The 23530-nt window shown below is 67.6% G+C and carries 24 protein-coding genes; 10 read left to right on the top strand and 14 right to left on the bottom strand.

Features of this window, described 5'->3' with window-relative positions:
• Positions 1-191 precede the first annotated feature (191 nt).
• The 6 genes from ABD231_RS16610 to ABD231_RS16585 all read right to left on the bottom strand — a co-directional run bounded on the left by ABD231_RS16610 (position 192) and on the right by ABD231_RS16585 (position 5958).
• Positions 192-752, bottom strand: a complete 561-nt coding sequence (locus ABD231_RS16610; protein WP_344151897.1) for a DNA-3-methyladenine glycosylase I — start codon at positions 750-752, stop codon at positions 192-194.
• Complete coding sequence (locus tag ABD231_RS16605) at positions 749-1201, bottom strand: SRPBCC family protein (protein ID WP_344151894.1); 453 nt, start codon at positions 1199-1201, stop codon at positions 749-751. The genes ABD231_RS16610 and ABD231_RS16605 overlap by 4 nt, the downstream gene beginning before the upstream one ends.
• Positions 1201-3231 (bottom strand): DivIVA domain-containing protein, encoded by a 2031-nt coding sequence (locus tag ABD231_RS16600; protein ID WP_344152142.1) that lies wholly within the window; start codon positions 3229-3231, stop codon positions 1201-1203. The genes ABD231_RS16605 and ABD231_RS16600 overlap by 1 nt, the downstream gene beginning before the upstream one ends.
• A 78-nt stretch (positions 3232-3309) precedes the next feature.
• Positions 3310-4182, bottom strand: coding sequence for an LOG family protein (locus ABD231_RS16595; RefSeq protein ID WP_344151891.1), 873 nt, complete (start codon positions 4180-4182; stop codon positions 3310-3312).
• Positions 4183-4220: 38 nt separating this feature from the next.
• Positions 4221-5288 carry a succinyl-diaminopimelate desuccinylase gene (gene dapE / locus ABD231_RS16590; protein WP_344151888.1) on the bottom strand — a complete coding sequence of 356 codons (1068 nt, stop codon included), beginning with the start codon at positions 5286-5288 and terminating at the stop codon, positions 4221-4223.
• Between the two features lie 4 nt (positions 5289-5292).
• Positions 5293-5958: a VOC family protein gene (locus tag ABD231_RS16585; protein WP_344151885.1), complete on the bottom strand. Its 666-nt coding sequence runs from the start codon at positions 5956-5958 to the stop codon at positions 5293-5295.
• 31 nt (positions 5959-5989) lie between these two features.
• Between ABD231_RS16585 and ABD231_RS16580 the strand changes: the two genes are divergently transcribed.
• Together ABD231_RS16580 and ABD231_RS16575 are read left to right on the top strand one after the other, a co-directional pair.
• Entirely contained in the window at positions 5990-6676 is a 687-nt protein-coding gene (locus ABD231_RS16580) for a maleylpyruvate isomerase family mycothiol-dependent enzyme (RefSeq protein ID WP_344151882.1), read from the top strand.
• A 39-nt stretch (positions 6677-6715) separates the two neighbouring features.
• A complete protein-coding gene (locus ABD231_RS16575) occupies positions 6716-8431 on the top strand; it encodes a DUF4091 domain-containing protein (protein ID WP_344151879.1) in 1716 nt (571 codons plus the stop codon).
• Here the strand turns inward: ABD231_RS16575 and ABD231_RS16570 are convergent.
• The 3 genes from ABD231_RS16570 to ABD231_RS16560 all read right to left on the bottom strand — a co-directional run bounded on the left by ABD231_RS16570 (position 8424) and on the right by ABD231_RS16560 (position 11495).
• On the bottom strand, positions 8424-9221 hold the full coding sequence (locus ABD231_RS16570; protein ID WP_344151876.1) for a carbohydrate ABC transporter permease: 798 nt from the start codon (positions 9219-9221) through the stop codon (positions 8424-8426). The two genes, ABD231_RS16575 and ABD231_RS16570, sit on opposite strands and share 8 nt — an antisense overlap.
• Positions 9211-10098, bottom strand: coding sequence for a carbohydrate ABC transporter permease (locus tag ABD231_RS16565; RefSeq protein ID WP_344151873.1), 888 nt, complete (start codon positions 10096-10098; stop codon positions 9211-9213). The genes ABD231_RS16570 and ABD231_RS16565 overlap by 11 nt, the downstream gene beginning before the upstream one ends.
• A 65-nt stretch (positions 10099-10163) precedes the next feature.
• A complete protein-coding gene (locus ABD231_RS16560; protein ID WP_344151870.1) occupies positions 10164-11495 on the bottom strand; it encodes an ABC transporter substrate-binding protein in 1332 nt (443 codons plus the stop codon).
• Between the two features lie 216 nt (positions 11496-11711).
• Here ABD231_RS16560 and ABD231_RS16555 point away from each other — a divergent pair, with 216 nt between their 5' ends.
• The 4 genes from ABD231_RS16555 to ABD231_RS16540 all read left to right on the top strand — a co-directional run bounded on the left by ABD231_RS16555 (position 11712) and on the right by ABD231_RS16540 (position 14886).
• On the top strand, positions 11712-12332 hold the full coding sequence (locus tag ABD231_RS16555; protein ID WP_344151867.1) for a KpsF/GutQ family sugar-phosphate isomerase: 621 nt from the start codon (positions 11712-11714) through the stop codon (positions 12330-12332).
• On the top strand, positions 12329-13255 hold the full coding sequence (locus ABD231_RS16550) for a ribokinase (RefSeq protein ID WP_344151864.1): 927 nt from the start codon (positions 12329-12331) through the stop codon (positions 13253-13255). The genes ABD231_RS16555 and ABD231_RS16550 overlap by 4 nt, the downstream gene beginning before the upstream one ends.
• A gap of 69 nt (positions 13256-13324) precedes the next feature.
• Positions 13325-14320 (top strand): LacI family DNA-binding transcriptional regulator, encoded by a 996-nt coding sequence (locus tag ABD231_RS16545; protein WP_344151861.1) that lies wholly within the window; start codon positions 13325-13327, stop codon positions 14318-14320.
• A gap of 89 nt (positions 14321-14409) precedes the next feature.
• On the top strand, positions 14410-14886 hold the full coding sequence (locus tag ABD231_RS16540) for a helix-turn-helix domain-containing protein (RefSeq protein ID WP_344151858.1): 477 nt from the start codon (positions 14410-14412) through the stop codon (positions 14884-14886).
• A gap of 406 nt (positions 14887-15292) precedes the next feature.
• Here the strand turns inward: ABD231_RS16540 and map are convergent, their stop codons facing one another.
• The gene (gene map / locus ABD231_RS16535) at positions 15293-16066 is read right to left on the bottom strand and encodes a type I methionyl aminopeptidase (protein ID WP_344151855.1); all 774 of its coding nucleotides are present in this window, start codon (positions 16064-16066) and stop codon (positions 15293-15295) included.
• Positions 16067-16118: 52 nt separating this feature from the next.
• Between map and ABD231_RS16530 the strand changes: the two genes are divergently transcribed.
• Genes ABD231_RS16530 through ABD231_RS16515 form a run of 4 tightly spaced genes read left to right on the top strand, consistent with a single transcriptional unit; the run spans position 16119 to position 17722 of the window.
• Positions 16119-16403, top strand: coding sequence for a helix-turn-helix domain-containing protein (locus ABD231_RS16530; protein WP_344151852.1), 285 nt, complete (start codon positions 16119-16121; stop codon positions 16401-16403).
• A gap of 4 nt (positions 16404-16407) precedes the next feature.
• Positions 16408-16656, top strand: a complete 249-nt coding sequence (locus tag ABD231_RS16525; protein ID WP_344151849.1) for a hypothetical protein — start codon at positions 16408-16410, stop codon at positions 16654-16656.
• Positions 16657-16667: 11 nt separating this feature from the next.
• Positions 16668-17015 (top strand): hypothetical protein, encoded by a 348-nt coding sequence (locus ABD231_RS16520; protein ID WP_344151846.1) that lies wholly within the window; start codon positions 16668-16670, stop codon positions 17013-17015.
• A 5-nt stretch (positions 17016-17020) separates the two neighbouring features.
• Complete coding sequence (locus ABD231_RS16515) at positions 17021-17722, top strand: hypothetical protein (protein WP_344151843.1); 702 nt, start codon at positions 17021-17023, stop codon at positions 17720-17722.
• On the opposite strand, the gene ABD231_RS16510 is transcribed toward ABD231_RS16515, so the two are convergent.
• Genes ABD231_RS16510 through ABD231_RS16495 form a run of 4 tightly spaced genes read right to left on the bottom strand, consistent with a single transcriptional unit; the run spans position 17705 to position 23515 of the window.
• Positions 17705-20770, bottom strand: a complete 3066-nt coding sequence (locus ABD231_RS16510) for a GH92 family glycosyl hydrolase (protein WP_344151840.1) — start codon at positions 20768-20770, stop codon at positions 17705-17707. The two genes, ABD231_RS16515 and ABD231_RS16510, sit on opposite strands and share 18 nt — an antisense overlap.
• 19 nt (positions 20771-20789) lie before the next feature.
• Entirely contained in the window at positions 20790-21659 is an 870-nt protein-coding gene (locus ABD231_RS16505; protein ID WP_344151837.1) for a Rossmann-fold NAD(P)-binding domain-containing protein, read from the bottom strand.
• Positions 21656-22483 carry a phosphotransferase family protein gene (locus ABD231_RS16500; RefSeq protein ID WP_344151835.1) on the bottom strand — a complete coding sequence of 276 codons (828 nt, stop codon included), beginning with the start codon at positions 22481-22483 and terminating at the stop codon, positions 21656-21658. Before ABD231_RS16500 ends, ABD231_RS16505 begins: the two co-directional genes overlap by 4 nt.
• Positions 22484-22516: 33 nt before the next feature.
• Entirely contained in the window at positions 22517-23515 is a 999-nt protein-coding gene (locus ABD231_RS16495) for a hypothetical protein (RefSeq protein WP_344151832.1), read from the bottom strand.
• Positions 23516-23530: the final 15 nt, after the last annotated feature.

Genomic DNA, 23530 nt, shown 5'->3' with positions numbered 1-23530 from the left:
GGACTCCCCGGCCGCTTTCCGGTCGGGCGAGTCACGACCGGACAACCACCTGACAGACGGGGAGTCCGCTGAACACCACATCACGTTCCGTGCCCGGAACACAACTCGTTCAGCCGTTTGTCTTTCAGTCAACGCGAATTGCACGATTTCGTGCGTTATGCACGTGCATTTGGGGTATGCAAACGCCCTGGTCAGCGGGCGATACAGGTGGCTAGATGGTCGTTCACAATGCCTGTCGCCTGCATCAATGCGTACGCCGTTGTGGGCCCGACGAAGACAAATCCGTTCTTCTTCAGGGCCTTCGACATCGCGACCGATTCCGGTGTTGTCGCGGGCACGTCGCCAAGCTTCTGCGGCACCTTCTGCGTGGCCGGCCGGAAGCTCCACAGCAGCTCGGTGAACGCTCCCTCGTCGAGCTCGAGCAGGGCGCGCGCGTTCGAGATCGTGGCGTTGATCTTGAGCCGGTTGCGCACGATCCCCTGATCGGCCATCAGCCGGTCGAAGTCGTCGCTGCCGAACTTCGCGATCACCTCGGGATCGAAGTGCGCGAACGCGGTCCGGAAGTTCTCCCGCTTGCGCAGGATCGTGATCCACGACAGCCCCGACTGGAACCCCTCGAGTGTCATCCGCTCGAAGAGCCCGCGGTCGTCGCGGATCTCCTTACCCCACTCGGTGTCGTGATACTCGACGTACTCGGGGGCCGAAGTCGCCCAGCCGCAGCGCGGTTGCCCGTCGTCTCCGATGACCGTCATGCCGCGACCTCCTTGACCAACCGCTTCAACGAGATCCGCATCATCACCTCGAACGCGGGGCGCACGATCGGCCAGACGAGCCGGCCGAGTTTGCCGAACGGCGGGATCACGTCCTCCGACCAGGTGAAGACGCTGGATCCTCTTGACGTCTGTTGGACGGCGAAGGTGCCGGTGCCGCGGACGATCTTGCCGAGGTGTTTCACCGTGCACTCGTTCGGCGGATCCCAGTGTGTGATGACCATGTCGTCAGTGAACCCGATGCCACCGACAGAAGTGCGCGCCGAGACTCCGCCGCCGATCCCTCTGCCGTCCTGCTCGGTCGCCCACACTCGCGTGAACAACATCCAGCGCGACTGTCGCGGCCAGTCCGCGACGACGTCCCAGGCGTCCTGCAGGTCCAGGTCGAGTTCGATACTCGCCTCGGCGTGACAGGTGCCGTCGGGTGTCATCAGCTAGGACGCTGGTACGCCGACTGCTCCGGAGGCGCGCTGTGCCGCCCCTGAGCCCCCGGATCGCCCGCAGGTGGTTCCCACCTCTGCCACCCTTCCTGCTCGTCTCCCGACCCCTCCTGCTGCCCGTTCCCACCCGGCTGCACCCAATGAGGCACCGGCGGTCCCTGCGGAGGTGCCGCAGGCTGTTGGCCGGACTGCTCGTACGGCGAGGTCTGCCCCTGCGGCTGCTGGCCGGACGCCTGGTACGCCGAGGGCTGCCACTCCTGCCGCTGATACGGCGACTGCTGCTCAACACCCTGGTACGGCGACGACTGCCCCTGCTGTCCCGGAACGGGCTGCCCCTGCTGCGCCTGGTACGGCGAGGGCTGTCCCTGCGACTGCTGATAGCCCGCAGCCTGTCCCTGGCTCTGGTGGTCAGCAGCCTGCTCGCGCGCAGGAGCCTGGTGCGGTGCCTGAGGTGCCTGCTGGGGCGCAGCGGCCTGGTGCGGTGTCTGGGCCGGCTGCTGGTACGGCGTTGGCGCGGACGAGCCCGGGCTCGGGAACTGCTGCCCCGGAGCCAACGCCCCCGGCTCCGGCTGCTCGTACGGCGCGGACTGCTCGTACGGCGCGGACTCAGCCGACCGCTCGTACGGCGCGGGCTGAGACGGCTGCTCGTACGGCGTGGACTGAGCCGACTGCTCGTACGGCGTGGACTGGGCCGGCTGCTGGTACGCCGACTCGGTCCGGCCGGGCTGGAACTGTTCCGGAGCGGGCGCACCTTGTGCGGGCGCGGTGGGTTCCGGGAACTGGTCGGGAGCGGGAGCACCCTGTGCGGGCTGCTGGGAAGCGGGGGCACCTTGTGCAGGTGCTGTGGGCTGGTCGGGCTGCTGATAGGCCGCCGGCTCGGTATCGCCAGGCATCTGGAATCGCAGCGGAGCCGAAGCACCTTGCGCGGCGGGATCCTGGAACTGCTGAGTCGCGGGCGCACCTTGTGTGGGTGCGGTGGGCTGCTGCGCCGGTGGGGCGGGCTGCTGGAACCAGGAGTCTTCGGCTGCCGGGGCCGGGGCGCCGAGGGCGTCGGGCGCCTGCGGGGCCGACCGCTCGGTTCCCGAGGCGGACTGATCAGTCGCGGGAGAGGCAGGCGGTTCCGTCGCCGGTGCGGCCTGCTCGTCCGCCGGAGCGGGCTCGGTCGCCGACCAGGCGCGGGACTCGGTCGTCGGAGAACCAGCTTGCTCGGATCTCGGTGCGGCGGGCTGCTCGGTCGCCGACCAGGCCGGTCGCTCAGTCGCGGGCTGGTCGGTTGGGGTGGGGCGCTCTGTGGCTGGGCGGATGGTGGGGAGGCTGCCGGTGGTGGCTTCCAGGAGGGCGCGGGCCTCGGCTTGGAGGCGCTCGTACTCATTGGCCGCCTCGGAGGCGGCTGTGGAGGGCGCAGACTCCGAAGCTGTCGGCTCGGTGGCAGGCGGGGGCGCGGCTTCGGCGGTCGGCTGCGGTGCCGGGATTCCGACTACTGGCAGCGTGACGCCGGGGGCGGCCGCGACTGGTGCAGGTGCCGGTACGGCGGACTCGGCCGGACCAGGCGCCGGTACGGCGGGCTCGGCCGGGGCGGGCGTCTCCGGCTCGGCTGGTACGGCGGGTTGTTCGGCGGTGTCGCGTACCGACGGGAAGTCGCCGCCGACCATGATGGGCGGCGTTGAGCCGGTGTCGTCGAAGTCGGCGGGGGTGTAGCGGGTGCGGGAGGCGAAGCCGTCGCCGTCGGGGGAATCGAGGATGGGGGCGACCGCCCGCTCCAGGTCGGCGATGCGGCGGTCGCGTTCGGCGACTTCGCGGGCTACTCGTTCGAGGAGGGTGTCGACCTCGTCCATCCGGTAGCCGCGCAGGCCGACGGCGAACCGGACCGACTCGATCTCGGTCGAGGTCAGCGCCTGCCGCGCGGGCACAGTCATGTCGGGGCGGTCGTCGTACGCCGGGCTCATGGCACCCCAACGTCCCGAGGCCACGACGGCGACAGCCCCGATCAACAACACCACGATCAACCCGAAGAACCACATCACGGGTCCGATCGTGCCATGCCGATCCAGTCACCCGCACAATCGGCGGGTCCCCGAGTCTCGATCCGCGGACCCCGGCTAGCTCCCGTCCGACCCGAGACGGCGCTCTTCACGACGTTCGCGAGCCGCCGGGTTCTCCGCCTCGGCGACCTGTTGCGCAGCGGCCGACGCGGCTTCCTCTGCGGCCGCATCGGCGAGCTCGGCGGCCTTGATGATGTAGCTCACCGCCTCGTCCACCGAGTCGGTGATCGTGAACATGTCGAGGTCAGCGGCCGAGATCTTGCCGTCCGCGAGCATCGTCTCGCGCAGCCAGTCGGCCAGCCCGCCCCAGTACGACGACCCGAACAGCACGACCGGGAACGACGTCACCTTGCGGGTCTGCGCCAGCGTGAGCGCCTCGAACAGCTCGTCCAGGGTGCCGAACCCACCGGGCATCACCACGAACCCCTGCGCGTACTTCACGAACATCGTCTTGCGCGTGAAGAAGTACCGGAAGTTCATCCCGATATCGACCCACTCGTTCAGGCCGTTCTCGAAGGGCAGCTCGATCCCGAGCCCGACCGAGACCCCGCCGGCTTCGGAGGCGCCCTTGTTCGCCGCCTCCATCACGCCGGGTCCGCCGCCGGTGATCACCGCATACCCCGACGCGACCAGCTTCCGCGCCAGCTCCTCGGCGGCGAGGTACATCGGGTCGTCCGGCTTCGTCCGCGCCGATCCGAACACGCTGATCGCCGCACCGAGCTCGGCGAGCATGCCGAACCCCTCGATGAACTCCGACTGGATCCGCAGCACCCGCCACGGATCGGTGTGCACCCAGTCGGACGGCCCGCGGCTGTCCAGCAGCCGCTGCTCGGACGTGGAGTGCTGCACCTGGTTGCGTCGCATCACGACCGGCCCGCGCTGCTGGTGGCCGACCGGACGGTCGGGGTGGATCGAAGGTTCATCTGCCATGCCACCAGGTTAGGACCTAGTGGCACGCACGGGCCGGTTCACGCCGGGTCGGTCAACCAACTCCTCAGCCGTTGTTCACACAACGAGATCTCCGCCTCCGGCACGAATTCATCCTGCTTGTGCGCGTACAGCGGGTCGCCGGGCCCGTAGTTCACCGCCGGTACGCCGAGCAGCGTGAACCGCGCGACGTCGGTCCACCCGAACTTCGGCTTCGGCTCACCCCCAACCACCTGTAGGAACGCCGCCGCGGCCGGCCGCTCCAGCCCGGGCAGTCCCCCGGGTGCCGAGTCCGTCACCACCACGTCGTACCCGGAGAAGACCTCGCGCAGATGCGCCTCGGCCTCCGCCTCGGACCGGCTCGGTGCGAACCGGTAGTTGATCTCCACCGTGCACAGGTCCGGTACGACGTTCCCCGCGACCCCACCGGTGATTCCGACCGCGTTCAGCCCCTCGCGGTACTCCAGACCGTCGATCGGCACCCGCCGTGGCTCGTACGCCGCCAGTCGCGCGAGGATCTCCCCCGCCGCGTGGATCGCGTTGCGGCCCATCCACGACCGCGCCGAGTGCGCCCGCTCGCCACGAGTGGTGACCTCGATCCGCATCGTCCCCTGGCAGCCCGCCTCGACCACTGCGTTCGACGGCTCCATCACGACCGCGAACACGCCTTCCAGCAGCTCAGGGTTCGACTGGGTCAGCTTGAACAGCCCGTTGCGCTCGGACTCGACCTCTTCGCAGTCGTAGAAGACGTAAGTCACGTCCCGGTTCGGCTCGGCCAGCGTGGCCGCGAGCCGCAGCCCGACGGCGACTCCGCCCTTCATGTCGCACGCACCGAGCCCGTGGATCAGCCCGTCGGCGCGCCGCGCCGGCAGGTTGTCGTTCAGCGGGACGGTGTCCAGGTGCCCGGCGATCACGATCCGCTCGGCCCGCCCGAGGTCAGTCCGCGCCACCACCGTGTTCCCGTGCCGGAACACCTTCAGATGCGAGTACGCCGACAGCGCCGCCTCGACCTGGTCAGCCAACGGCTCCTCGGTCCCACTCACCGAGGACACGTTCACCAGCGCCTCGGTCAGGTCAGGTCCGGACAGGGTCAGGTCAAGCTGAGTCATGGGGCTAATGGTCCAAGAACACGCAGAACTCGTTGCCCTCGGGGTCGGCGCAGATGTGCCAGCCGATCTCGTTGTCCCTGGGGCGCAGCAGAGTCGCACCGGCGTCCAGCACCGGCTGTAGCGCTGGTGCGGTGACATCCCAGTGCACGCGGTTCTTCGCGGTCTTCGGCTCGGGCACCGGCACGAACACCCAGTAGGTGAACGGCAGACCGGGAACGTTCTCCAGCCAGTACCACGGGTTGTCCGGTGAGCTCCCGAGGTCACCGCCGACCACTCCGGCCCACCACTCGGCCTGTGCCTTCGCATCGACCGAGTCGACCACCAGCTCCATCAGCCGGTACGCCGGAACGCGCTCCCGCACGAAGCCGCAGAACTCCCCGCCCTCCGGATCCGTCAGCACGGTCCAGTGCGAGTGCTCGGACTGCACGGTCGCCCCAGCCGCGACCAGCTCCTCGATCGACCCGGTGTCCACATCCAGGTGCACCCGGTTCTTCTCCGCCCGCACATCGCTGACCGTGTTCATCCAGATCGTCTTCTCGGGCGTGTCGCCGAGCAGCACGGTCGGATTGTCGGCCGGCACGGTCAGCCCGAGCACGTCCGCCCAGAACGCCACCATGGGACTCGACGCGTTCGTGTCGATACACAAATCCTTGAACCGGGCCACCGTCATGCGATCAGGCTAGCCAAACTGACTTAGGGTCGTGGGCGACAACCTGGACGAAGGAGCGCTTGTGGCCCTGATCGACGTGAAGACCGCCGCAGCTCGGCTGAGCACGCTGGTCGACGGCCTGGACGAAACCACCGCCCGTGGCGACTCCGTGCTGCCCGGCTGGTCCCGCGGGCACGTGATCACCCATATAGCCAACTTCTCGCGCGCCATGACCCGCCAGGTCGAGTACGCCCTGCGCGGCGAGCTCGTCGAGGTGTACGACGGCGGCCGGCCCGCCCGTGACGCGGATATCGAAGCCGGGGCGCACCGCCCGGCGGAAGAGCTCACCGCAGACCTCAACCAAGCACTCACCGACCTCCTGGCCGCCTGGGACCGCGTCGGCCCCGAGGACTGGTCCCGGCCGATCCTGCACCGCAACAGCACCCTGGCGCACGGCATCGACGCCACGTGGCGCGAGCTACTCATCCACACCAGCGACCTGGGCCTCGCCGCCACCCCCGACGAGTGGCCGGCACCTTTCTGCGCCCACCTGCTCGACTTCCTCCGCCCCCGCACCCCCGACGGCATCCACCTGATCCTGCAGCCCACCGACGGCCCGGTCTGGGAGAACGGCACCGGCGAGGACCACCTCCTCACCGGCACCCTCACCGCCCTCACCGCCTGGTACGCCGGCCGTGCCGAGATCGAAGGCGCACCAGAACTACTCCCCTGGCCGTAAACTGTTGTGCATTCCTGCGCACATCTGAATGATGTAGGCATGACTGCGCAGTGGACGTTCGTGCTCTGCGATGCCCTGGCGAAGGTGCATCCCACCCGGGACCCGCGTCCCGTGGCCGCCGCGACCCGATTCCAGCCGTTTCTCGGAGAGCCGGCGTCCTTCCAGCTCGCCTACCGGCCACCGACCGAGTCGGCGCAGGTCGACTCAGCGCAGGTCGACTCGGCGCCTCGCGATCCCGCGCCCGGCGATCCGGCGCCCGGCGATCCGGCGCTCCGCGATCCGGGCGGGTTGTCGGTGCGGGTCGAGGGCTCGGCGGCCGACCTGGTGACGGTGTCGGCCGTGGACCTCGTGCAGTGCGACCTGCTCGCGTTCCCTGAGCACGACGACGGCTACGAGTTCGACGAGCCCGGGTTGTATCCCGACGTACTGCGCCCGATCCCGACCGGCGAGACATCAGTGCGCCCCGGCGAGTGGGCGGCGCTCTGGTTCGACGTCAGCACCACCGACCCCGCACGGGCCGGCCGCCACGACCTGACCGTCGTACTGAGTACACCCGACGGGACTGAGTTGCACCGGCAGCAGGTCACTGTCGAGCTCACCGGAATCGAGCTACCGGCACTCGACATCGTGTCGAGTCACTGGATGCACGTCGACTCGCTGGCTGACCACTATGGCGTCGAGGTGTTCAGCGAAGAGCACTGGGCGCTGGTCGACCGCTTCATGGCGTCAGCGGCCGAGATGGGCGCGACCTCACTGCTCACACCGGTCTGGACACCACCTCTCGACACAGCGGTCGATTCGTACCGCACCGTCGTACAGCTCATCGGCATCACCACCACTGACGACGGATACCGGTTCGGCTTCGACAAGCTGCGCCGCTGGCTCGAACTATGCCGACGGAACGGGATTACAGGTGTCGAGGTCGCGCACCTGTTCACGCAGTGGGGCGCCAAGGCCACGCCCGGCATCGTGGTGAACGGCCAGCGTGCCTTCGGCTGGGACGTCGACGCGATAGATCCGCAGTACCGGCAGCTGATGGAGGCCCTGCTGCCGGCACTCCAGACAGTGCTCGACGAGGAGTGGGACCGCGACCACGTGGTCTTCCACATCTCCGATGAGCCCTCAGGAGAAGAAGGTCTCGCCAGCTACCTCGCAGCAAAGGCTGTCGTCGCCGATCTGCTGAAAGGCTGGACACTCGTCGACGCTCTGAGCGAGCACTCGTTCTGGACGTCAGGAGCTGTCCCCCTGCCCGTCGTCGCCACCGATCATGTCGAACCGTTCCTCAAAGAGCGCCCGGAGCGCCTGTGGGTCTACTACTGCGTGAGCCAGAACCGCGACGTCGCGAACCGCTTCATCGGCATGCCCTCCGCACGCAACCGCGCCATCGGCCACCAGCTCTTCGCATCCGGCGTAGACGGCTTCCTGCACTGGGGTTTCAACTTCTGGTACACCCAGTACTCCGTCCGGCAGGTGGATCCGTTCACCGAGACCTCAGCCGGTGGCGCGTTCCCGTCCGGGGACCCGTTCATCGTCTACCCCGGCACCGACGGTACGCCGTGGCCGTCGCTCCGCCACCGCGTCTTCGCCCAAGCGATCTGGGACCACCGCGCACTCCAAGCTGTCCGCGCCCGGCACGGCCTCGACGCGGCACTCGACCTGATCGACCCGGACCGAACACTGCACTTCAACCGGCCAGTGCTCGACCCGGATCACTACTACCAAGCCCGTCAACGCATGGTGGCCGCACTCACTTAAGACCGGTCGTCTTCATCGCATCGACCAGTCGCTTCTGACCGGCGACGAACACCACGACAGTCGGTACGGCGGCGATCACGGCCGCCGCGAGTATGAGGTTCCAGGCGGAGGCGTACTGCCCCTGCATGCCGGAGACGCCGAGCTGGATGACGCGGAGGTCCGGATTGCGAGTGATGGTCAGCGGCCAGAGGAACGCGTTCCAGTTGGCCAGAAAGAACAGCACCGACAGTGAGGCGAGTACCGGACGACTCAGCGGCAGGATGACACTCCAGTACCGCCGCCAGTAGCCGCAGCCGTCGAGGTCGGCGGCTTCCTCCAGCTCACGCGGGATGTTCAGGTAGTACTGGCGGAGCAGGAAGATGCCGAAGGCGTGGAAGATGCTCGGCACGATCAGACCGGCATAGCTGTCGAGTAGGCCGAGCTGCTTGGCGACCAGGAACAGCGGTACCAGGATCACCGGCAGCGAGACGAGCAGCGTCGACATGATGCCGGAGAAGATGATCCCGCGGCCCGGGAACCGCAGCCGGGCCAGCGCGTACGCCGCCATCGAGTGGAAGAACAGCGCGATCACGGTCACCGCGACCGAGACGATCGCCGAGTTCAGCATGAACCGCGGCATCGGGATCTTCAGCAGCACGTACTGCAGATTGTCCAGCGTCCAGGTCGACGGCCAGCCGAAGTTGAAGACGTCCTCGGCTGGTTTGAGAGCACTGATCACAATCCAGAGCAGTGGTAACACCGCGATGATCGCGAGCACATGGGCGACGATCGGCAGGACCCTAATCCTCATCGAATCGGCCTCCTCGGGTGACACCGAACATCAAGCCGGTACAGAGCACGAGGATCGCGACGACCACGGTGGTCAGCGCGGCGGCGTACCCCATGTTGTTGAAGGTGAACGCCTGCTCGTAGATGTAGAGGACGACCGTGCTGGTCGCGCGGGCCGGACCGCCCTTGGTGAGCACGAAAACCAGGTCGAACGCCTGCAGACCGGTGACCGCGCCGATCGTCGAGTTCACGACCACGAAGAAGCTGGTCGGGCGGAGCAACGGCCAGATCACGTACCGGAACCGTTGCCAAGGGCCCGCACCATCGATCGAAGCTGCGTCCTCGAGCTCGCGAGGCACATCCTTCAGCCCGGCCAGGAAGACGAGCATCTGATAGCCCATCAGGAACCAGACGCTGATCACCACATAGGTGCCGAGGGCAAGGGACGGCGTACCGAGAAAGGACACGTCGCCGAGACCGAGTGGTGCGAGCAGCTTGGACAACGCGCCGCGCTTGTCGACCAGCAGGAACTGCCAGATCAGACCGACCACGACCAGGCTGACCACGTTCGGCAGGAAGAACGCCGAACGAACCCAGCCGATGCCTTTGAAGTGATTGCGCACCAGCATGGCCAACGCGAAGCTGACCACGAACGCGATCGGGACGAAGGTGACCACGTAGATCGCGGTCACCTTCAACGATGCGAGCAGCTGGTCGTCGCCGGCCATCAGCTTGTAGTTCGCCAGACCGACGTACTGATAGTTGCCGAAGCCATCGACCTTGAAGAACGCGACCCCGAACGCGAGCACCATCGGCAGCGCGACGAAGATCAGCAGACCGAGAGTGTCCGGCGCCAGGAACGCGTACGCCGCCAGCGCCTCGCGTCGCTTCCGTGTCATCCCCCGCTTCTGCGCCGGCAACGCCCGCGCAACCGGCTTGGACGGTGGAGCTGTTGTGGTCACCATCAGCTGATCGGCGCGCCCTGATAGGTCTTCAGGAAGGTGTCGATCCGGGCCGCCGCGTCGGCCGCCGCCTTGGCCGGGTCGGCGGCGTTCAACTGGCAGGCCTGGATGGCATCCGCGATCGGCTGATAGACCTCCGGTGGGAACCGCGGTTCCGGCTTCCCGGTCGGCGCTATCTCGCTGACGAACTTCTTCAGCGCGCCATCCGCGAAAGCACCCTTCGCATCAGCCGCTGCCTGGACCGACTTCCGCGGCGGCACGTTGGTCTTGACCACCGTGTTCCACTGCCGCTGCCGCTCAACCCCGGCCGCATCCGTCGAACCCAGCGCCCACGCGATGAACTTGGCCGCCGCCTCCGGGTTCTTCCCCTTCGAGTTGGCCACGAACGCCCAGCCGCCGAGGTCGGTGGCCGCCTTGCCACCACTCGGAGTCGGGTGCGGAATGATGCCGTACTTGAAGTTCTTCGCCTTGGCGCGCATATCCGCGACCGCCCAGATGCCGCTCTGCTGCATCGCGGCTGCGCCGGATCCGAGGTTCGAGACCACGTCACCACCGCCATCACCGAGCGCCTTGCGCGGGGCAACCTTGTTCTGAATGGTGTCCTGCCAGAACTTCAACGCCTGTACGGCGGCCGGCGAATCGAACGCGACCTTGCCGTCCTTGATCGGCGTACCGTCTCCCTGCCAGAGGAACGGATACCACGTGAAGTTCTGGTAGTAACCGGGCAGCGTTTCGAACATCACGCCGTACCGGTCCTTGCCGGTGAGCTTCTCGGCGACCGCAAGTGTCTCGTCCCACGTCTTCGGCAGGTCGGCCTCGGACAGACCGGCCTTCTCGAAGGCGGTTTCGCTGTAGTACATGGCCAATGGCTCGATCTCCATCGGCAGTCCGTAGACCTTGCCGTCCACGCTGCGCGCCTCGAGCAGTCCCGGGAGGTAGTCGGCCTTGGATTCGGGCGAGAGCGCCGAGCCGAGGTCCTGCAGAACGTTGCCGTTGTAGTAGCGCAGGAAGTCGCCCGGGCTGATCAGGAAGATGTCGGGGCCCTGTCCGGACTGGAACGCGGTCTGCAGCGTGGTCCCGTTCAGGTAGTCCTTGCCGGGGATGTAGCGCAGCTTGACCTTGACGTCGTTGTTCTTGTTCCACTCGTCGACGACCGAGACGAACCACTTGCTCTGCGGTCCTTGGTCGTCGGACGGGCCGTAGAAGTTCCAGAACGACATCTCCTTGCCGTCACCGCCGGACGAACCTCCGCAGGCCGACAACAGCGGTACGGCGGCGAAAGCGCCGAGCAGCGTACGGCGGCTCAGGCGGGCAGGGGGAAGTGTGGCGACCATCAGCTGCTCCAGGGGTGGGCAATCGATTTCTCGCAATCTACGATCGCGCGCTGAGCCGGTCAAGACCAGAGCCGCTGTCGATCCGCCCGAATCCGGACTGATTGGTCTATCGCAAGGGTTTCAGCCAGGAATCAGCCGTTGACACTCCGCAGGCGCACTCCCTACTCTGCGTCTACTCGGTGGAAATCGATTTCTCACTATCGAAGGGTTTCGGGGATGCCAGTTGTGCCGGACCGGGTCGCCCGCGGTCTCCAGGCAGCGCGGACAGCGATCGAGACCGAGGCCGCGGCCGTGTCGGCACTGGCCGACCGCCTCGACGGCGTCTTCCTCGACGTACTGATCGCTGTTGCCGCCTGCGAAGGGCATCTGGTGGTGACCGGGCTCGGGAAGTCCGGGCTGGTCGGGCGGAAGATCGCGGCCACGCTGGCAAGCACCGGTACGCCGGCCACTTTCATCCACTCCGGCGATGCGCTGCACGGCGACTCCGGCGCGGTCACTTCGCGGGATCTCGTGCTGGCGTTGTCCGCCTCGGGCGAGACGGCCGAGGTCTGCGCGTTCGCCCGGATGCTGCGCGAGCGCGGGATCCCAGTGATCGCGATGACCGGTGCCGAGAAGTCGACGCTGGCCCGGTTGTCGACGTACACGCTGGACACGATGGTGCTGCGCGAGGCCGATCCGCTGAACCTGGCGCCGACCGCCTCGACCACGGCCTCGCTGGCGATGGGCGATGCGCTGGCGTGTGCGCTCGTCGTACTGCGGGAGTTCGATCATCACGACTTCGCGCGGTTCCATCCGTCCGGTGCCCTGGGCAAGCGTCTGCTCGGGGAGGACGCATGAGGTACGACGTGTGCGTGCTCGGGTCGTTCATGAAAGACCTCGTCGCTTCGGCTGATCGGCGGCCGCTGCCCGGCGAGACGCTGCACGGGACCGGGTTCGCCGAGCACCTCGGCGGCAAGGGCGTGAACCAGGCGATCGCCGCGGCCCGGATGGGCGCGCGGACCGCGATCGTCGGGACGATCGGCAGTGACCGGTACGGCGAGGAGTTCGTCGAACTGCTCGAGTCGGACGGGGTCGACACGTCCTGGGTTGTCCGGCATCCGTCGCTGGGGACCGGGGTTGGGCTGCCACTCGTGCTGCCGGACGGTGGAAACTCGATCATCATCGTGTCGCGGGCCAATGCAGCGATCACGCCGACAGACGTTGAGGCGTTCGCCGACGTGATCACCGGCAGCCGGGTGCTCAGCGTTCAGCTGGAGTTGCCGATCGCGGCCAGCGCGGTCGCGTTGCGGCTGGCCGCGGCCGCTGGGGTCACGACGATCCTCACCCCGGCACCGGTCGGTCCGATCGATCCGCTCGTCGCGGCGGACGTCGACATCCTGGTCCCGAATGAGGTCGAGGCGGCGGCGCTGACCGGACTGGACTGCGACGACGAGACCCAGGTGCCGGTGATCGCACGGAAACTCGCGGACGAGTGGGATCTGCGGGGCTGCGTGGTGACCCTCGGAGCGCGCGGCGCGTTCGTCGTGGACCGGTCGTCCGGCGCGGAGGTCTGGGTCGAACCGCACCGCGTGGCGACCGTCGACACAGTCGGCGCCGGCGATGCCTTCTGCGGCTCACTGGCCGCATCCCTTGCCTCCGGCGCCGACCTGATCGCCGCCGTACGCCTGGCCAACGCCGCAGGCGCCCTCTCCACCACCGTCAACGGCGCCGCAGCCTCCGCCCCTGCCCGCGCGGCCGCACTCGCCTTGCTGAACCAATGAGATCCTTGGCACTGGATCGGGGTTAGAGTGCGATCCAGACGGTTAATCGATCTCCAGCAGGGGGCGGGTATGACGACGATCTACGACGTCGCGCGTAGATCCGGTGTGTCCCCGGCGACGGTCTCCCGGGTACTGAGCGGCCGGCGCAACGTCGACCCGGAGCTCTCCGAGAAGGTCCGGGCTGCCGTGGCCGAGCTCGGCTACCGCCCGAACGGCGTCGCCCGGAACCTGCGCAAGTCCCGGACGAACCTGTGGGCCGTGGTCATCTCCGACATCGAGAACCCGTTCTTCACCTCGCTGGTGCGTGGCTTGGAGGACGTGGCTCAGACCGAGGGGTACCACGTCGTCCTGTGCAATTCCGACGAGGATCCGGCGAAGGAAGCGGCGTACGCGTCGGCTGTCCTGACCGAACAGATGGCCGGCGTCGTGATCTCGCCGACCTCGACCGCCGAAGGCGTCCAGCAGCTCGCCGAGGCCAAGACCCCGATGGTCCTGATCGACCGCCGCGTCGACGGCGTCGAGGCCGACACCGTCCTCGTCGACAACGAACACGGCGCCCACGAAGGCGTCAAACACCTCATCGACGGCGGCTACCGCCGGATCGCCTGCATCACCGGCCCCCGCAAGGTCAGCACCGCCATGGACCGCCTGGCCGGCTACCGCTCCGCCCTCAAAGCCGCCGGCATCCGCTACGACAAGGACCTGGTCCGCCACGCCGACTTCCGCGAAGCCGGCGGCTTCGCCGCCATGGAATCCCTCCTGACCCTCCCCGAACCCCCCGAAGCCCTCTTCGCCACCAACAACCTGATGACCGTCGGCGCCCTCGAATACCTGGCCCAAAAAGGCCTCCGCGCCCCCCAGGACATCGCCATCGTCGGCTTCGACGACATCCCCTGGGCCGACCTCGTAGTCCCCAGCCTCACCACCGTCGCCCAACCCACCTACGAGTTGGGCCGAACCGCCGGCACCCTCCTCAAAGACCGAATCGCCTCCCCCGGCCGCCCACCCTCCACCGTCACCCTCCGCACCGAACTACACATCCGAGCCACCTCAGCCCCGAAATAAACGACACCGCTCAGCGGCGGGCTGGGTCGACTCTGGATCTCCGTTGCGTTTGCTGCGTTTATTGCGGATACTTCAGATAGACGCCGGCGATGACAGGAGGAGACACCGTGGGGTCGGCCAAGATTGCTCAAGTGCCTCCGGACCCGTCCGAGGCTGCTACCGCAGACCTTGCTCTGCGCCGCATCACGCGTTATCTCTCCATGCATGCCGATGAACGCGAGCTTCGCGTCGTCGTCGATGGCGACCCTGACGAATCCCTTTCGCTCCCTCGCAGTGCGGTCGAGTTACTCGCTCGCGTGCTTGCGCATATGGCGGCGGGTCAGGGAGTCTCCGTCGTACCTGCGCATGCCGAGCTGACAACCCAGCAGGCAGCAGACCTACTGAACGTCTCCAGGCCATACCTCATCGGCCTCCTCGACACCGGTGACATCGAATACCGCAAGGTCGGCAAGCACCGCCGGGTCCGCGCGGACTCACTGATGAACTACAAACGCAAGGACGACCAGGAACGTCGCGCCGCCGCCGACGAGCTGGCCGAGCTCGATCAGGACCTGGACCTGTACTGACGTGCCGTTCATCGCCGTCTACGACGCCAACGTTCTCTACCCAAGCAGCCTTCGCGACCTCCTCATTCGCGTCGCACAGGCCGGGCTGGTGCAAGCCAAGTGGACCGACGCCATCCTGGATGAGACGTTTCGCAACCTGAAGAGCAATCGGCCCGACCTCGACTCAGCGCGGCTTGACCGCACTCGCCAACTCATGAACAAGGCAGTCCGCGACGCAGTGGTAACCGGCTTCGAGCCGCTGATCGACGTGATCAGTCTTCCGGACGCCGATGACCGCCACATCCTGGGTTCTGCGGACCTGTGCCACTCACCAAGTGCCGTCGTGGGCGGTTCTCGGTCGGTGGTTGAGCGTGCGGGAGACCGCCTCGCGGAGGTTGGTGAGTGGGGGCGGTCCGGGTGGGGGCGGTCAGGCGTGCGGGAGGGTGAGGATTTGGGGGCCTTCGGGGGTGATGGCGATGGTGTGTTCGGTGTGGGCCGTGCGGGCGCCGGTGGCGCTGCGGAGGGTCCAGCCGTCGGGGTCGGTGATGAGGTCGGCGGTGTCTTGCATGACCCAGGGTTCCAGGGCGAGGAGGAGGCCGGGGCGGAGTTTGTAGCCTCGGCCGGGGCGGCCGGTGTTGGCGACGTGGGGGTCCTGGTGCATGGTCGAGCCGATGCCGTGGCCGCCGAAGTCGGTGTTGATGGGGTAGCCGGCGGCGGTGAGGACGGTGCCGATGGCGTGGGAGATGTCGCCGATGTGGGCGCCGGGCTGGGCGGCGGCGATGCCGGCGGTGAGGGCGCGTTCGGTGGCGGCGATCAGGGCGAGGCTCTCGGCGGGCTGGGTGTCGCCGACGATGAAGCTGATGGCGGCGTCGGCGGCCACGCCGCCTTGGAGTACGGCGAGGTCGAGGGTCAGCAGGTCGCCGTCGGCGAGGGTGTGGTTCGAGGGCTTGCCGTGCAGTACGGCGTCATTCACGGCCGTGCAGATGTAGTGGCCGAAGGGGCCGCGGCCGAACGAGGCCTCGTAGTCGGCGTAGCAGGACTGGGCGCCGGCGTCGGCGATCATCGCCTTGGTCCACTGGTCGATGTCGAGCAGGTTGGTACCGACCGTGGTCCGGCTCTTCAAGGTCTGCAGGATGGTGCCGACCAGGGCGCCGGTCCTCGTCGCCTGGGTGAGCTCGGTGGAGCTCAGGATCTCGATCATGCGGGCGTCCCTCTCACGCAACCAATAACTATACCGGTACTATAATCCCATCATGGTCAGGCTGCCCCTCACCCCCACCGAGATCGAGCGCGGACAGCGCCTCGGCGCCCTGCTGCGCCGAGCCCGTGGTGATCGTTCCATCCTCGACACCGCCCTCGACGCCGGCGTCTCCCCCGAGACCCTCCGCAAGATCGAGTCCGGCCGCGTCGCCACCCCGGCCTTCCCCACCATCGCCGCCATCGCCGACGTCCTCGACCTCTCCCTCGACGACGTCTGGACCGAGATCAACCCACCCGAGCCCACCCCCCGCCGTACCCGCGAACGCCTCGCCTCGTAGCCCGGTGCCGAAACGAGCTGGGACGCGGTTGGCTCCGCGGGTCGCCGAATGGGCGGTCTGTGTGCGTCTCGACGATGGCGGAATCCTCTTCTGGTGCGGCGAAGGCGCCACGAGGCGGAACTCCGGGTGGGGCCGGGAGTCGCAGGCGTATCGCTTTGCCGACCGCGGTAGCGCGGAGCAGTATGCAGCCGGCTGCCAGATCAACTCGCGCGCGAAGGAGTACCTCGTCGTGCGACTCCCCCAACGCCGTTAGGCGGCGGCGCTGTGGAGATCGAGCCATGGGTCGAGGAGTGGTGTGGGCGGGAGCTGGGGGCTCGGCCGGTTGAGGTGTTGTTGGCTGCTTCGGTGATGAGTGAGGTGTGGGGACTGCGGCTGGATGACGGCCGCGAGGTTGTGCTGAAGGCGCGGCCGAGTGGTGAGCGGGTGGCAACCTGTTTGGCGGTGCAGCGAGCGGTGGTTGAGGCTGGGTTGCCTTGTGCTCGCCCGTTGACCGGGGTGAGCGTGGTAGGCGATCGGGTGGTGCATGCGGAGGAGTGGCGGCCTGAGGGTGAGGTTGCCCGGGCAACGATGCCGGTACGGCGAAGCGGTCGGCCCGACTGTATTCCGCGGTGATGGAGGTGACGCGGCGACTGCAGTTGCCGCCGCCACTGCCTAATCCGGAGTGGGTCTGGTGGGATCACGACGGACCGCGCGAATGGCCGCCGAACGCGGTTCACGACACGAGGCCGGGTGCGGATTCGGTGCGGGCGGATCTGGTGGCGATCGCACGTCGGGCGCGACGGCGGTTGCTCAGAGCGGGCTCGATGCGACATGTACTCGGTCACGCGGACTGGGAAGCCCAGAACCTGCGCTGGCACGGGCACACGCCGTACGTCGTTCATGATTGGGACAGCGTCGCGTGGTTGCCGGAGCCCGCGTTGGTCGGTGCCGCTGCGGGCGCGTTCGCCAGCACCGAGATTCCCACGCTCGCCCCGCTAGCCAGTTCCGAGGCGTTTCTCGTTGCCTACCAGGAGGAACGGGAGTTCACCGCCGACGAACTAGAGGTCGCCTGGACGGCGATTCTCTGGCCGGCCCTCCACAACGCCCGCGCCGAGATCCTCTGGAACCACCCCCAGTCGCCCTCACCGCCGTACTCGACCAAGCCGAGTCCCGCCTCCATCGAGCCGCCGCCTAACCGCCTCGCCGTTCCGCGAACCCCAAGCCCGCCGTTCCGCGAACCCCCCAGCTCGATGGATATCCAGTCAGTTGGGGGGTTGCCCACTGAGAATTTGATGGGGCAACCCCCCAACTCAAGGGGCCAGCTAGTGGAGGAGTTCTAGCTGGGCCAACGTGGCAGGGGTTGGGAAGGTTAGGCGGTAGTGCTGGTGGGGAGCGGGGGTGGGGATTTGGAAGGGGCGGAGTTGGTGGGGCCAGGGGAAGGTTTCGTTGGTGCGTTCGTCGAGGGTGGACCAGGTGGTGCCGTCGGGGGAGGCTTCCAGGCGCCAGGAGGTTGGGGCGTCGGCAGTGGCTGAGGTGAGGGTGTAGAAGGCTGCGGTTGCCGGGGCTGGGAGGGACCACTCGACAACTGAGACTGCGGCCGATGTGGCGGCGGTGTTGTCGAAGAGTGGGTTCGACGGATCCAAGGGGATCAGGTCGACCAGTGGTGCTGGGACGTCGGAGGAGAGGGACGGCGGGGATTGCAGGGTGCCCCAGTCGGAGGGTTCCGGGCCTAGGACGAACTCGACGAGCGAGGCCGATTGCAGGGCGGTGTCGGTGATTGATGCCACGGACAACGGTTTGCCGTCGACGCGGAGTTCTTGGACGTACGGGTGGTCGACGCCCGAGGCCGTGATGACCAGTGGGGTTCCGCCGATGGGTGCGACGGTGACGCGCGGGAAGAGGGGCGAGCCGATGGTGTACTCGGGAGCACCGACGCGCAGGGGATACAGACCGAGGGCGGCGAAGAGGTACCAGGCCGACATCTCGCCGTTGTCCTCGTCGCCAGGATAGCCCTGGCCGATCTGTTCGCCGACGTACAGGCGGTCGAGGACCTCGCGGGCGATGGCTTGCGTCTTGTGCGGGGCGCCGGCGTAGTTGTACATCCAGGCGATGTGGTGGGCCGGCTGGTTGCTGAAGCCGAACTGACCCATCCGGACGGCCTGGGCCTCGAGCATCTCGTGGATGACAATGTCGTAGGAGCCCTTCTTCGTGGCCAGTTCCGGCGTCGCGAAGAACTCGTCGAGCTTGGCCTCGAGACCGGCCGGGCCGCCGTACAGACCGGCCAGGCCGCAGGGGTCGTGGGCGACGTGGAAGGCGAAGTTCCAGCCGTCGGTCTCGGTGAAGTCGCCGCCCCACTCACAAGGGTCGAACTCCTCCGGCGTCTGCGCGAAGGACCCGTCCGGCCGCCGCCCCTGGAAGAAGTTGATCGCCGGGTCGAAGAGCAGCACGTAGTTCTGCGAACGCCGGTACAGGTACGCCGCTTCCTCCCGCAACCGCTCACGGCGAAGCTCACCAACGCTGGGGTCGTCCGCCAGCCGCGAGGCCATCGCGGCCAGCCCGAAGTCGTTGAGGTACGCCTCCAGCGACCAGGACACACTCTCCTCGGTGTCCGTGCTGACGTACCCGTTGAAGAATCCGGTCGTCGCGCCCTTCCGCCCGACCTCGGTTTCAGACGGTACGACGGTCGCGTTCCGCAGCCCGGCGTCGTACGTCGTCAACGGATCCGGCAGCTCGACCCCACGCAAATAGGCATCGGCAAACGAGACATCCGACGAGGTCCCGGTCATGCAATCCGCATACCCCGGCGAGGACCACCGCGCGATCCACCCACCATCGCGGTACTGCTGCACGAACCCGTCCACCAGCTCCGCAGCCAGCGTCGGATAGAGGAACGCGTACGCCGGCCACGCGGTCCGGTACGTGTCCCAGAACCCGCTGTTCACATACATCTTCCCCGGCTTCACCACCGCCTGCCCGTCCACGGTCGGGATGACCGGACTGGCATACGCGTACGACGGCGCCTCCGCCGTACCGGTGTTCTCGAACTGTGAGTTCGGGTAGAGGTTGAGTCGATAGAGGTTGCCGTAGACCGTGCGCAACTGCGGTTCGGTCGCGCCCTCGGGGCGGATCACCGCCAGCCGCTCGTTCCAGATCGCGTTGGCCGCCTGCTGAATCTCCTCGAAGGAACGTCCTTCGAGCTCCAGCGACAGATTGCGCCGGGCCTGGTCGACACTGATGAACGACGTCGCGATCCGCAATGTCACCTCATCCGCGGAGAAGGTCGCCGCCCGCGCGTTCGCCCGCCCGCCATCCGCAGGACCGAACGAAGGAAGCTCTGAAAAGACGCCGTAGCAGAACATCCGGGTCCGCCCGGTCTCCGCGCCACTCTCGACCCAGCCGGTCAGCGCACCGTCGTCGTAGGCGAACGCACCGTTCTCGTCGATCGTGTCGAAGACCAGATGACGCCCAGCTGCATCGGCCGGGAACGTGAACCGGAAGATCGCCCCATGGTCCGTCGGCGCCAGTGAGGCCAGCAGGCCGTCGGTGAAACGCACGGAGTACAGATCGGGCCGAGCAACCTCGTCATCGTGCCTGAACGCCGCCGCCCGCGCCACCGGATCACCCAACGGCGTCGCCGCCGAGACCGGCATGATCGTCAGCTGGTCGCGGTCACCCATCCACGGGCTCGGCTGATGCGAGAACGTCAGCCCCTGCAGCTCGGTCAGGTTGTCGGCATTGTTCAGCCGGTGGTACTCGTACGCCCATCGGTACGTCGACGCGTCCGTCACCGGCGTGATGAAGTTGAACCCGTTCGGCCACGCGGTGATCGGCAGCGTGTTCCCGCGGGAGAAGGCGAAACTCGCGTTGGTCCCGCGCCGGGTGTCGACGTACGCGGCCAGGTCCGACCCGTCGAGCCGCGGCGGCGCCGGCCCGATCTCCACGTCATCGATCCAGCCCACGAACGTCGTACCGGAGGCCGGTGCGTCAACGGTCAGTACGACGTCCGCGACCGTCTTCCCGGCCGCGACCGCGAGGTCCACCTGGACGTCGTTCCACTGGTTGGCGTACAGGATCTTCGCGGCGCCCTGCCCGAAGGCGTGGAACGCGGTCCCGTACTGATCCTCGGCCCCGAGCTCCGACAGCCGCGTCCCGTCGGTGAAAACCAGGTCCACCGCCACGTACGTCGCGTCGTACTCGAGCCGCTCGTCCAGCTCCGGATACACCTTGTAGCGCAGGCGTTCCCCACGCTGGAGCACCCCAGCGGTCACGCTCAGCGACGCCTCTTGGCGCCCACCGGTAGTCCCGGCGTAACGCACCGCGTCCACGCTGCTGAAGCCTGCCTGCGGGCTGGTCGGGCCGCCCGGCCCTCCACCTGTCTCAAGGATCACGGCGGCAATGTTAGAACAATTAATGCGGCGGGTCAGGAGCGATGTTCCCATTCTGGATCCAGGCGACGTAGTCCCGGGCACTCTCCTCGTCCGCCCGCAGCCGCAACCCGGCCGCCAGCGCGCGGCTGTTGTCCAGCCGGAAGAGCCCTTCGTCGGCCAGGTGGAAGCGATCCACAGCGGGCGCCCAGTCCATCGGCGCCGGCTCCGGTACGACGGATTGCCAGGCGGCGGCCAGTTCGCCCATCGTCCGCGTCGGGCCGACGACGTTGATCGGACCGGACAATTCCAGCAGCAGGAAGTCCGCGAGATCACGAGCATCGACGTACTGCACGGGTTGCGAAGGCGGTGCCGCCGACTCCATCCGGTTGCCGGTGGCAAGCGCCGTACCCCAGTTGCCGAAGTCCGGGTTGTACGGACCGACCACGAAACCAGACCGTACGGCGGCGGTCCGGTCGCCGAAGGTGGCTGTGAGCAACGATTCGCACCGCACTTTCGACGACCCGTAAAGATCCATCGTGAATTCGTTGTCCAGGGCATCTACCGGCCAAGGGAGTAGCTCGCCGAATTCGTCCTGCCCCGGTGTCTTCCGGTCCGCGTAGACCGCGATGGACGACATGTACGTGTAGCGGCCGACCCGGTCCCGCAACAACTCAGCGCTCAACCGCACGTCGCGCACGAGGAAGCCGGACATGTCGATCACGCAGTCCCACTCCCCCACGGCCAGTGCCGACGGATCGGCGCGGTCCCCGGTCAGTCGGCGAACCTCCGGGAACAGGCCAGGGTTCGTCGTACCGCGGTTGAAAAGCGTGACCTCGTGACCATCACGCAGCGCGGCCTCGACGACATGCCGACCGAGGTTCTTCGTGCCGCCGAGAACGAGCAGCTTCACGACAACTGCTCCACGAGATCCGCCAGTTCGGCCAGCAGCGGGTCGATCCAGTCCGCCGACTCGGGGATCGTCTGCAACCCTTCGGCGACCACGAAGTCGAGTGCCCGCAAGCAGAAGCAGGCTCCGCCGACGAGGATCTGACGGTCGACGAGAAACGGGTCCGCACCGGCAGCTTCGACGTACTGGGCGACAATCGGACCGCGATCGTGGCCGAGGGCAACTGCTTCGCGGATCAGCGTGTACAGGTCGCTGAGGTGGGGTGCGAGGTGCGCGAGCGGCCAGTCGACCGCGGTCCAGCGAACCCCGTCGGTGACCAGGTTCTTCGGCACGAAGTCGCCGTGCACCACCCGCGACGGCTGCAACGAGTGCAAGGCCGCCAAGGCGTCAGTCAGCGGCGACACGTCGAAGCTGATCCGCCCGATCCGGGCCGCCAACTCCTTCACCCGCTCCGGCGGAAACTCGCTCGCCCCGTCGACCGGCGCCGAACGGATCTCGGCGAGCAGCCCGGCCGCGGCGACGAAACCCTCAGCCGTCGGTTCCTGCTCCAGCGTCACCCGGCCGACATCTTCGAGCACCAGGACTTCGCCCGCGCCGTACAAGATCCGCGGCGCGGGCAGTTGCAGTGGAACCACGAATCGCTCGTACGCCGCCGACTCACCCGACTGCGTGTCCGTCCCGCGCTTCACGATCACACTGCGCAGTCCGTACGACAACCGCCATACCTCGGACGACGCCCACTGCCTCAGCAGTTCACCGTGCAGCGCCTCGACCTCCGGTGCTTGCGTCGCCTCGAGGACCGCAGGAGGAAGCCAAGCTGGAAGCATCCGACGAGTAGATCACGTCTGACCGGTCTGATGTCAGCTCAGACCGCTGGGTCGGAAGGACTTGTACAGGGCCGGCATCGCATCGATCATCGCCTGTTCGTACTCGACCGGATCGTCGCGGATGAAGACCGTCGTCTGCCCATCACCGCCGAGGTCGAACTCATAGAGACCGTCCGGGGTGGCACGGACCGTGCACGGGACCTGCTCGTTGCGGATCACGGTCTGCCCGGCCGACACCTCGGCGGCCGGAATGATCGCGTGGCACCCGTCAGTACGCCGTACCAGGACTCGACCCGCTACCTGCATCCACACGGCGGTCTCGCGGACCGAGTGGGTGCGGTGGTAGATGTCGGCCATCACGTCCGCCGGCGCGTCCTCCTCGAGCGCGCGCAGGAAGTCGGGGCGCGAGGAGCCGCCGAGCGCGTAGCCGAGATAGCGCCGCAGCCACGGATGCATGTCCTCGATCCACTTCAGATCCGGCAGCGTCCAGGACGTGTTGTGGCGGTCGTACATGTCGTCGGCGGAGTGCGGGTAGAGCGAGAGCGGCAGACCGGCGTCGACGACCCGGATGATCGCCTGCGGGTCAACCGTCGTACTGGCAGACAGGTGGATCCGGGCGACCTTCTCGCGGAAGACCTCCGGCGCCCGGTTGTAGGCGACCGCCAGCGGCCGGGCCGACCCGAAGGACAGGAGGTGTACCGGTTCCGGGCTGTCCGCCAAGGCGTGAATGAGCAGCTCGATCCCCCGCTGCTGGGAGGGCGGAGCGTCACACATCCTGTCGTTCGGGTCACGCATCCGGGCGAACGGGCACCAGGCGAACGGGATCTCCCGGCCGAAGATGGCGTTCAGCTGGGTGACCGCGACAACGCCGGGATCACGCGGGCCGACGAGCCCTGGGACCGGTGACCGCTTCTCACCCAGGATCACCGCGCGCAGATCGACCTCGGGCAGGCCGTAGGCCATGAGCAGGTCGATGCCCGGATCCTCCGGCGGATGGAACAGGTCAGTGATGCTGATGACGGGGACGGTCATCTCAGCCTCGCATTC

It is taken from the genome of Kribbella yunnanensis (assembly GCF_039529655.1).
Lineage (GTDB): Bacteria > Actinomycetota > Actinomycetes > Propionibacteriales > Kribbellaceae > Kribbella > Kribbella yunnanensis.
Note: the sequence above shows the minus strand (reverse complement) of the source record. Positions and strands in the feature narration are given on the sequence as shown.

Bases quoted from the DNA above. Each gene is read 5' to 3' on its own strand.
- ABD231_RS16610 (WP_344151897.1), bottom strand. From the start codon at position 752: ATGACGGTCATCGGAGACGACGGGCAACCGCGCTGCGGCTGGGCGACT.
- ABD231_RS16605 (WP_344151894.1), bottom strand. From the start codon at position 1,201: ATGACACCCGACGGCACCTGTCACGCCGAGGCGAGTATCGAACTCGAC.
- ABD231_RS16600 (WP_344152142.1), bottom strand. From the start codon at position 3,231: ATGTGGTTCTTCGGGTTGATCGTGGTGTTGTTGATCGGGGCTGTCGCC.
- ABD231_RS16595 (WP_344151891.1), bottom strand. From the start codon at position 4,182: ATGGCAGATGAACCTTCGATCCACCCCGACCGTCCGGTCGGCCACCAG.
- dapE (WP_344151888.1), bottom strand. From the start codon at position 5,288: ATGACTCAGCTTGACCTGACCCTGTCCGGACCTGACCTGACCGAGGCG.
- ABD231_RS16585 (WP_344151885.1), bottom strand. From the start codon at position 5,958: ATGACGGTGGCCCGGTTCAAGGATTTGTGTATCGACACGAACGCGTCG.
- ABD231_RS16575 (WP_344151879.1), top strand. From the start codon at position 6,716: ATGACTGCGCAGTGGACGTTCGTGCTCTGCGATGCCCTGGCGAAGGTG.
- ABD231_RS16570 (WP_344151876.1), bottom strand. From the start codon at position 9,221: ATGAGGATTAGGGTCCTGCCGATCGTCGCCCATGTGCTCGCGATCATC.
- ABD231_RS16565 (WP_344151873.1), bottom strand. From the start codon at position 10,098: ATGACACGGAAGCGACGCGAGGCGCTGGCGGCGTACGCGTTCCTGGCG.
- ABD231_RS16560 (WP_344151870.1), bottom strand. From the start codon at position 11,495: ATGGTCGCCACACTTCCCCCTGCCCGCCTGAGCCGCCGTACGCTGCTC.
- ABD231_RS16555 (WP_344151867.1), top strand. From the start codon at position 11,712: ATGCCAGTTGTGCCGGACCGGGTCGCCCGCGGTCTCCAGGCAGCGCGG.
- ABD231_RS16550 (WP_344151864.1), top strand. From the start codon at position 12,329: ATGAGGTACGACGTGTGCGTGCTCGGGTCGTTCATGAAAGACCTCGTC.
- ABD231_RS16545 (WP_344151861.1), top strand. From the start codon at position 13,325: ATGACGACGATCTACGACGTCGCGCGTAGATCCGGTGTGTCCCCGGCG.
- ABD231_RS16540 (WP_344151858.1), top strand. From the start codon at position 14,410: ATGACAGGAGGAGACACCGTGGGGTCGGCCAAGATTGCTCAAGTGCCT.
- map (WP_344151855.1), bottom strand. From the start codon at position 16,066: ATGATCGAGATCCTGAGCTCCACCGAGCTCACCCAGGCGACGAGGACC.
- ABD231_RS16530 (WP_344151852.1), top strand. From the start codon at position 16,119: ATGGTCAGGCTGCCCCTCACCCCCACCGAGATCGAGCGCGGACAGCGC.
- ABD231_RS16500 (WP_344151835.1), bottom strand. From the start codon at position 22,483: ATGCTTCCAGCTTGGCTTCCTCCTGCGGTCCTCGAGGCGACGCAAGCA.
- ABD231_RS16495 (WP_344151832.1), bottom strand. From the start codon at position 23,515: ATGACCGTCCCCGTCATCAGCATCACTGACCTGTTCCATCCGCCGGAG.